Annotated in this window: 6 protein-coding genes; 3 read left to right on the top strand and 3 right to left on the bottom strand. The window is 46.0% G+C overall.

Annotated elements, in window-relative coordinates; translation table 11 throughout:
• Positions 1-123 precede the first annotated feature (123 nt).
• The 3 genes from F6J99_RS37275 to glp form a co-directional block, all read right to left on the bottom strand.
• A complete protein-coding gene (locus F6J99_RS37275; protein WP_070395214.1) occupies positions 124-729 on the bottom strand; it encodes an HD domain-containing phosphohydrolase in 606 nt (201 codons plus the stop codon).
• A gap of 245 nt (positions 730-974) precedes the next feature.
• On the bottom strand, positions 975-2,633 hold the full coding sequence (hflX, locus tag F6J99_RS37270; RefSeq protein WP_365975044.1) for a GTPase HflX: 1,659 nt from the start codon (positions 2,631-2,633) through the stop codon (positions 975-977).
• 308 nt (positions 2,634-2,941) lie between these two features.
• The gene (gene glp, locus F6J99_RS37265) at positions 2,942-4,282 is read right to left on the bottom strand and encodes a gephyrin-like molybdotransferase Glp (RefSeq protein WP_293120833.1); all 1,341 of its coding nucleotides are present in this window, start codon (positions 4,280-4,282) and stop codon (positions 2,942-2,944) included.
• Positions 4,283-4,491: 209 nt separating this feature from the next.
• Between glp and F6J99_RS37260 the strand changes: the two genes are divergently transcribed.
• The 3 genes from F6J99_RS37260 (at position 4,492) to F6J99_RS37250 (ending at position 7,974) form a co-directional block, all read left to right on the top strand.
• Positions 4,492-5,859, top strand: coding sequence for a Mur ligase family protein (locus F6J99_RS37260; protein ID WP_293120831.1), 1,368 nt, complete (start codon positions 4,492-4,494; stop codon positions 5,857-5,859).
• Between the two features lie 101 nt (positions 5,860-5,960).
• Positions 5,961-6,788: a Uma2 family endonuclease gene (locus F6J99_RS37255; RefSeq protein ID WP_293120829.1), complete on the top strand. Its 828-nt coding sequence runs from the start codon at positions 5,961-5,963 to the stop codon at positions 6,786-6,788.
• Positions 6,789-6,804: 16 nt separating this feature from the next.
• Positions 6,805-7,974, top strand: coding sequence for a DUF58 domain-containing protein (locus tag F6J99_RS37250; RefSeq protein ID WP_293120827.1), 1,170 nt, complete (start codon positions 6,805-6,807; stop codon positions 7,972-7,974).
• Positions 7,975-8,177 lie beyond the last annotated feature (203 nt).

Here is an 8,177-nt window from a genome sequence, read left to right as displayed (position 1 = left end):
TCTTAATGGGGTGGGCTTTTCACCACCATCCAATAGACAGTTAGAATTCGGGTATTTTACCCGCGAATTCCCTAAGTCATACCCCTCCAGTTTCTGAAGGCTCCTACCTAGAACAAGCCGCACTCAACCACCGCCTCGATAGTACAGTTCAAGAAAACGAAAAAACTTTTCACAGAGTTCTGGATCTCTTGCACCAACGTTTATTTCTTTGGTAATTTCTGCTACCGCCTGTTTCCAGTAGGGGCGAATGCCTGGGGGGTCACTACGGTTACGATATAGCCGCTTGCTGATGATAGCATCTGCCGCATTCACCAGCTGAAAGACCTGAACAATGTAAGGAATTTTCTCACCACGCAACCCATCCGGATAACCAGTGCCATTCAGCCTCTCTTGGTGGGTACGCACTAAGAATGCAAACTCCTTCAGGAACGGATGCTGGTTACAAATCAGTTCTGAAACTTCAGGATACTCCTTAACTTTTGTCCACTCCTTTTCTGTCAGCGGTCCTGTTTTGAACAGGATCTGATCGGGAATGCTAATTTTCCCTAAACCGTGGCAATAGCACAAAAAAACCAGCTGACGCATTGCTTCTGGCTCTAAGTTTAACCAGCGCCCAAAATGCATGCACATAGTTCGCAGACGATAGCACCTTAAGCCAATCGGGACGTTGCGAGCCAACTGGATTTGTTCAAGGAAATTTAGGATATCGGCGTCCCCAGAACGAAGCATCAAACTTTGAAGTTGGTTTTGGTTTTAACAATTAAATTATCCCTATCTATTAGCTTACACTTGTGAATTTTTTATGAAGCTAACCTAGTTTAGTAAGTCATTTTCTCATAATGGTAGTTCTCTAGAAGTAGTGATAGACCTTTATAAAATCCACTCCTAGCAAAAAATAAAACTGCCAAATTAACTACTTGTTTAGAACTAGCGAACTCATAATTTTGGTGAATTTTTTATGAAGCTGATTCACTTTATTGAGTTGCGATCGCATAGTGAACTAACTCAACTAGTTTCTGACGCAATGTCTCCAGTCCAAGACGTTTACTAGCAGAAATAAACACTCCTTGAGGAAATTCTTCTTTCGCTAACGCTAGGGTATCACTGTCTACTTGGTCAATTTTATTAAATGCCACTAAAATCGGTCCTGGTGTAATGGGCATATCCCTGAGAATCCCCATTACAGAACGAATGTGACTAGCCCACGCTGAATGGGATAAATCCACTAAATGCAGCAAAGCATCTGCTTCTGTTACTTCTTCGAGGGTAGCCCGAAATGAATCTACTAAGGGTGGGGGTAACTCGTGAATAAACCCTACCGTATCGATCAATAGCATAGCGCTAGATTTACCCGTTACTGAGTCAACAATAGGTAAGCGTCGGGTGGTGGGGTCAAGGGTAGCAAATAACTGGTCAGCGGTATAAACCTCAGCATTGGTTAGGGTATTCAACAGGGTAGATTTGCCCGCATTTGTATAACCAACGACCGCCACTGTTGGAACGTCCTGTTGCTGACGCCGCTGCCTTAACCTTGACCGATGAGCCTGTAATTGGTTTACTTCTTGTTGAAGTCGGGCAATTCGACGCTGAATGGAGCGACGTTCCGTTTCCAGTTTGGTTTCACCCGGACCACGAGTACCAATGCCACCCCCTAAGCGGGACATGGCCTGACCCCGACCAGTAAGGCGAGGCAACATATATTCTAGTTGTGCCAGTTCCACCTGCAATTTACCAGCACGGGACTGAGCTCGTTGGGCGAAAATATCAAGAATCACTTCAGTACGGTCTACAACCCGAACACCAATTTGGGATTCTAGGTTGCGAACTTGTGCTGGTGATAGGTCGCGGTCAAATACGACCAGATTAGCGGCTAGGGTTTGGGTAGTCAGGGCAATTTCCTCGACCTTACCCCTACCAACTACTGTTTGGGGATGGGGATGCGATCGCTTTTGCTGGATTACCCCTAATACTTCTCCACCAGCGGTTTCCACCAACCGCCCAATTTCTGCTAAGCCATCTTCAAATCGCTCTGGGCTGATTTTTTCAGTCATTAATCCTATAATCAGCACCCTATCTTGGTCAACATCGACTTGCTGAGCCACAAATTGCCGTCGAAACTCAGCTTCTAGCTCTTCGACCAATTCCTGGAAATCCTGCTTAGTCAGAATATCCAGACTCATGGGTGATGATACACTCCAATTGAGGAGTTGAGAGTCTACCTTATTGTTTGCTTCTGAGTTACTAGGAGGGAGCAAATGTGCGAGATAGGTTTCTTTGATATAACCTGTTGCTCCACCACCCCGCCTTATCATACCTGACCCAGTAATCGTAATTACCACCAATGCATCCAATCGCTGAATTGCCATAGCCGTGAGGGTAGATTCTCTAGGGGTTTCTGATTTGAGCTGAGTGGCGATACAGCGAATCCCGCACAATCGTTCAGCACCGTAACGGGGCAATTCCAGGGGAGGAATTTTGGTCTGAGTAGGGGTACCTACAGCCACACGAATCACTTGTCCCCGGCGATTGATGTAGGTGCATAGGGGCTGTTGAATATCTGTGCTAATAGCTGCAACACGTTGAGCAAACTCCGGTGTAGTCAAGTTATCGCTAGGTAAGCGTTGGTGATACAACCGTTTGAGTTGCTTGAGCTGGCTAGGCTTAAGACCTTGAAGATTACCGTAGATAGTATCGATAGGCGCTACTGACCAGTAACCTGGTTTCCAACACTACTCTATCTATTTTAAGACTTACACAGCCTACACATCCATCCGGTCAAAGGTAAGTCTTATCGGTCTGGAAAATGCTACAAATGTGGTGCTTGTGGGTGGAATGGGGATCCCGACTTTAATGCTTCCATGATGATAAAACAATTGGGGCAGAGTGTAACCCTGCCCGGAGGCTCGTACTTATCCTGTTCTCTAGCAGATATTGTACAGGGCTACTGAAAGCCCCCGGCATAAGCGCCGTGGGGATTGGTTACACCTTCCCCTACCTGTAAAACTAATACCGATTCACCAGCCCGAATCAAGGTTTTACCGATTGGCACCACCGCTAGACCATTGGTATAAGCAAGATTAATCAAATTACCAGAACTATGACTACCGCTGGCCAGATGAAATTTGTGGGTACCAGCTGCATCTAAACACAGTTGTCCCCACAGGTAAGTTTCCCGGCTTCCACCAGCATGTAAGTCATTAGATGCGATCGCTTTGACAAAAACTGGTTTCGAGATTTCCTCCGGTAAACCAGATAGTTTTAACAGTGCTGGTTTAACAAACCGCCAACAACTGACTAGTGCTGAAACGGGATTCCCAGGTAGACCAAAGTAAAGTACTGGACGTTTTGAACACGAGGGAGTAATAGAAAGATCACTTTCTTCTGGGGAATTAGGCAAGGGGGAGGTAAAGGTAGCAACAGTTAGGGGTTTACCGGGTTTAACGGCAACCGAGTGGATGTGAATCTGTGCCCCGAGCTGGGCTAAGATTTGGTCTACATAGTCATAATCCCCCACTGATACACCCCCAGTAGATAGAACCATATCTGCTTCGGAGATAGCGTTTGCGATCGCATTTTTTAGAGCGTCTGGCTGATCGCGCACAATCCCCATAGGTATGGGTACTCCTCCCAATAGCGAGACAAAGGTAGCCAAGGCATACTGATTAGAATCCACAATTTGACCAGGTTTTAGGGGTTGGTCAGGGGTTACTAGCTCGTTGCCAGTGGAGAAAATTGCCACCCGAGGACGCCGATACACTGTCAATTGGTTACACTGAGCTGCAGCTAAGACGGCGATTTCTGGAGCACCAAGCCTAATTCCTGGTTTCATAAGACTGGTTTGGGCTTGGTAAAAAGATGCCCGATGACGGACAAAGGCTTGGGGTTGGGGAGCCTCCAAAATCACCACCTGGTTGTCCTGGAGCTTGGTGTTTTCTTGGATCACCACCGTATCAGCTCCTTTTGGCATACAACCTCCAGTAAAAATCCGTGACGCTTGTCCGGGTTTGACTTCACATTGGGGTTGATATCCAGCAGGGATTTCTTCGACAATAGTTAAAACTACTGGTTGTTCGCGATTGCAGGATTGGACATCGCTATAACGCACGGCATACCCATCCATGGCTGAATTATCCCAGTGGGGAAAATCTAAGTTACTGGTCACTGTTGCTGCCAGAATTCTATTAGTGGCAGCGGATAGCTCTACCACCTGTGTTTCCAGCCGTGGGTCAAAGGGTTGAACCAAATTGAGAATGATTGACTCTGCTTCTTGAACTGGTAGCATTGCCTATTAAGTATCAAAGATGAACGATGCAGCACTATTGCATGAAGGACACAGTGAAGCACTTGCGCTGTGGTGGGCGTGAAATCTTCCCTAATTATCCTCCACTTCATCAATGGTAGGTTTTTAGTTTTGATCGGAAGTTTCGATTCTGATCGGTTCATCTTTGGTTCCAACTCTTTAATCCACGAACAACTTGTAGCTTTCATCCCGTGACTAGATCAATTATCGATAGATTACGATTAGGGTTATCCGTAGGCATTGCCAAAACCGTCACCGCTCTGGTTCGGTTATTAAACCTAGGGGCAGCAAGTGTTCTGCCTGGAGCAATTGCCCGTCGTTTCCAGCCTCAAGTGCTTCCCTTACTCTTAGCTCAGGTCAGACGAGGTGTGATTCTAATTGTTGGTACTAACGGTAAAACTACCACCTCTCTACTTCTATGCACTATCCTGGAAGACCTTGGTTGGCAAGTTGCTCACAATAGTACTGGGGCAAATTTGATTAATGGCTTAGTGACCGCACTCCTAGTTAATACCAATGGGATTGGTCAGTTGGATGCTGACTACGCCCTTTTGGAAGTAGATGAAAATGTGCTGCCCTTGGTATTGCTTGATTGTGAACCTAAGTTTATTTTGGGCTTAAACCTGTTTCGTGACCAGCTGGATCGTTATGGGGAAGTGGATACCATTAGCCGTCGCTGGCAAAATGCGATCGCTCCCTTACCAGAGGAAACCGTTGTGGTTTTAAACGGGGATGACCCTACCCTTTCTTACCTGGGTCAACAGTTACCCCAGAGAGTCCTTTTCTTTGGGTTAAGTGAGCCAGATGTCTATCTTGATGAAATTCCCCATGCTGTTGACTCAATTTACTGCCCCAGTTGTGGACATCCCCTGGACTATGAGGGAGTTTATCTGTCCCATCTAGGAGACTATCACTGTCCTCAATGTGGCTTTAGTAAACCTCAACTAGGAGTCAATAGTAGCCAGTGGCCACAAATATTAATTGGTATCTATAACAAATACAATACATTGGCAGCGGGATTACTAGCCATAGAGATGGGAATTGACCGGGATACCATCTACAACACTATTAAAACCTTCCGCGCTGCCTTTGGACGAGCAGAAGAATTAGTTGTGGATGGGAAGCGGGTTCGGATTCTGTTATCCAAAAATCCAGTAGGGATGAATGAAACGATTCGAGCTGTTAATGACTTGCAAAAACAAGGTGGAGCATCCACTAAACTAGTGGTACTCAATGACCGAACCCCTGATGGCACAGATGTGTCTTGGATTTGGGATGTGGATACAGAGAAATTAGTGAACTCAGGGGGAACTGTGGTAGTCAGTGGCGATCGCGTTTATGATATGGCACTCCGTCTACAATACAGCCAGAATCAAGACCAGAATCAAGACCAGAATCAAGACCAGACTAATTGCCAATTGATTATTAAAGAAGATTTAGCAGAAGCGATCGCTACCGCTTTGGACGAAACTCCAGCTGACGAAACCCTTCATATTTTGCCTACTTATTCTGCCATGTTGGAAGTGCGGGGACTTTTGACTGGGCGCAAAATTTTGTAGGTATTTTTAAGGGAGATAATTGGAAATTTTATTAAGTCCTCACGAGTGAAAAATTCTGCCAAAATAAATCTATACCCCCAGCAGTAGCCGATCAGGAAACCATGACTCAAAGTATTGACCGGGTTGTTTTACCTCCTCCTTTCCCAGATCACACCCAACTACCAGAATCAGATGGAAGTTTTGTGAAAAATTTTCAGGAACACCCCCAAAGCATCTTACTCACAGATTCCATTGGACCAGTTTTACAACAAATTCATCCCGATGGACACTATGCCATTGGACAAGACTGTGGTATCTATTGGCGAGAAACTGACCCACCCGAAAAAGGAGCAGAAGCTCCTGACTGGTTTTATGTTCCCAACGTTCCCCCTAGGTTACATGGTGAAATTCGGCGTTCCTACGTTATATGGCGAGAATATATTGCTCCTTTAATTGCTCTTGAATTTGCCAGTGGGAACGGGGAAGAAGAACGAGACAAAACTCCTCTATCCCGAAGTGAAGAAGGCAAAGTAACTAAACCAGGCAAATTTTGGGTTTATGAGCAGATTATACGCATTGCCTATTACGGCATTTATGAAATCAAAACCGGTAACTTGGAGGTCTATGAATTCCTTAAAGGTTTCTATCACAAAATGAAGCCCAACGAGCGAGGTCATTATCCCATTGAACCATTAGGAATCGAATTGGGACTGTGGCAGGGAACCTATCAAAATCAAAACCAACTCTGGTTAAGGTGGTGGGATAACCAAGGTAATCTATTGCTGATTGGTAATGAGCGGGCGGAAGTAGAACATGCACGAGCTCAAAAAGCTGAACAGGCAATCTTCGAGGCTGTGCCCCGTTTCCTGAAGATGGGACTAACAGTGGAACAGGTAGCAGAAGCCCTTAGCTTGAGTGTAGAACAGGTACGAGAACAAGTTGAGGGTTGAATAACTGTAAAAAGTCATGAGCATTATCAAACAAACCACCGAATGGTTAGAAACCAACTGGGTTAATCCTGCCTATGGAGGTTTTCTTTTAGCAGGAATTGCCATTTGTTTCTTTGGCGCTGCCACCAATACCATGGCAGGATGGCTCTATGTCATCAGTGCGATTATTTTTGCCCTACTGGTAATTGCCGCTATCTTGCCAGTGCGATCGCTTAACCATCTATCAGTACGCCGACGTCCAATCTCACCGGTCAGTGTGGGAGACCAGTTAACCATTGAACTAGAAATCGAAAACCCCACCCTCAGACCTCAAAGCCTATTACAAATTCAGGATATGCTCCCACCAGAACTCGGAGCAATGACCAAAACACCAGTAGCTAGCATTCCAGCCCAAAGTGTCCATCGCTGGGTTTATTACCATCCCACCGCCAAACGAGGAGTCTATCGGTGGCAACAGGTACAATTGAGAACTGCCACACCCTTGGGATTATTTTGGTGCCGTCGCCATCGATATGCCAGCGCTAGGGCAGTAGTTTATCCCACTGTACTTCCCTTTACTCGCTGTCCCCTAGTGGATGAAATTGGTAAAGAGGACAGTATGCAAGTCCAAAGCGATCGCAAATCTCAATCACTTAGCCAAGACCTTACCAAAGCACTACGACCTTACCGAGTTGGTGACCCTACCCGTCTGATTCACTGGCGCACCAGTGCTCGTTACGGTGAATTACTGGTACGGGAGTTAGAAGTATTGACTGGTTCTCAAGAAATTATCATATGCCTCGATAGCTCCAGTCAATGGCATCCCGAAGACTTTGAACAAGCCGTGATTGCTGCTGCTTCTATGTACTCCTATGCTTGTCAAACTCAGCCAAATGTGAAATTCTGGACACCAATAACAGGGTTATTGCACGGTAACTCAGTAGTGTTAGAAGCCCTTGCTGCCACCCAAGCCGGAGTTGATGGCAAAGCCGAAGACCAACCCTACCTACCACCTTACCTACCCTTGATCTGGCTGACTCAAAATCCTGTTAGTCTTAACTCCCTACCCCCTGGCAGTCGTTGCTTACTGTGGCCAAAAGATGTATCCGTGGGGAAGCCAGTCCAACAACTGAAGCGCGATAGTTTGGGAATTGTAATTAATACGACTGAGCCCCTAAAACCCCAGTTACAGCAACCGATACGATAGCAAATAAGCTGTGAAACGCAACGGATTATGAACGGAGCTAAGGTCAGTTTATTTGCAGTCTGGTCTGCTGATTTAGGTTGACACTCCCCACAGCTATAAGCAGGGGGATTCTTGGCTCACAGAACTGACTTGCCGTGACAGGTTTACACCAACCACAGTAGAGGTCAAATCTCCCCAAGCGTATCGGCTTCGCCGACGCTACG

It is taken from the genome of Moorena sp. SIO4G3 (genome assembly GCF_010692305.1).
Taxonomy (GTDB): Bacteria; Cyanobacteriota; Cyanobacteriia; order Cyanobacteriales; family Coleofasciculaceae; genus Moorena; species Moorena producens_A.
Note: the sequence above shows the minus strand (reverse complement) of the source record. Positions and strands in the feature narration are given on the sequence as shown.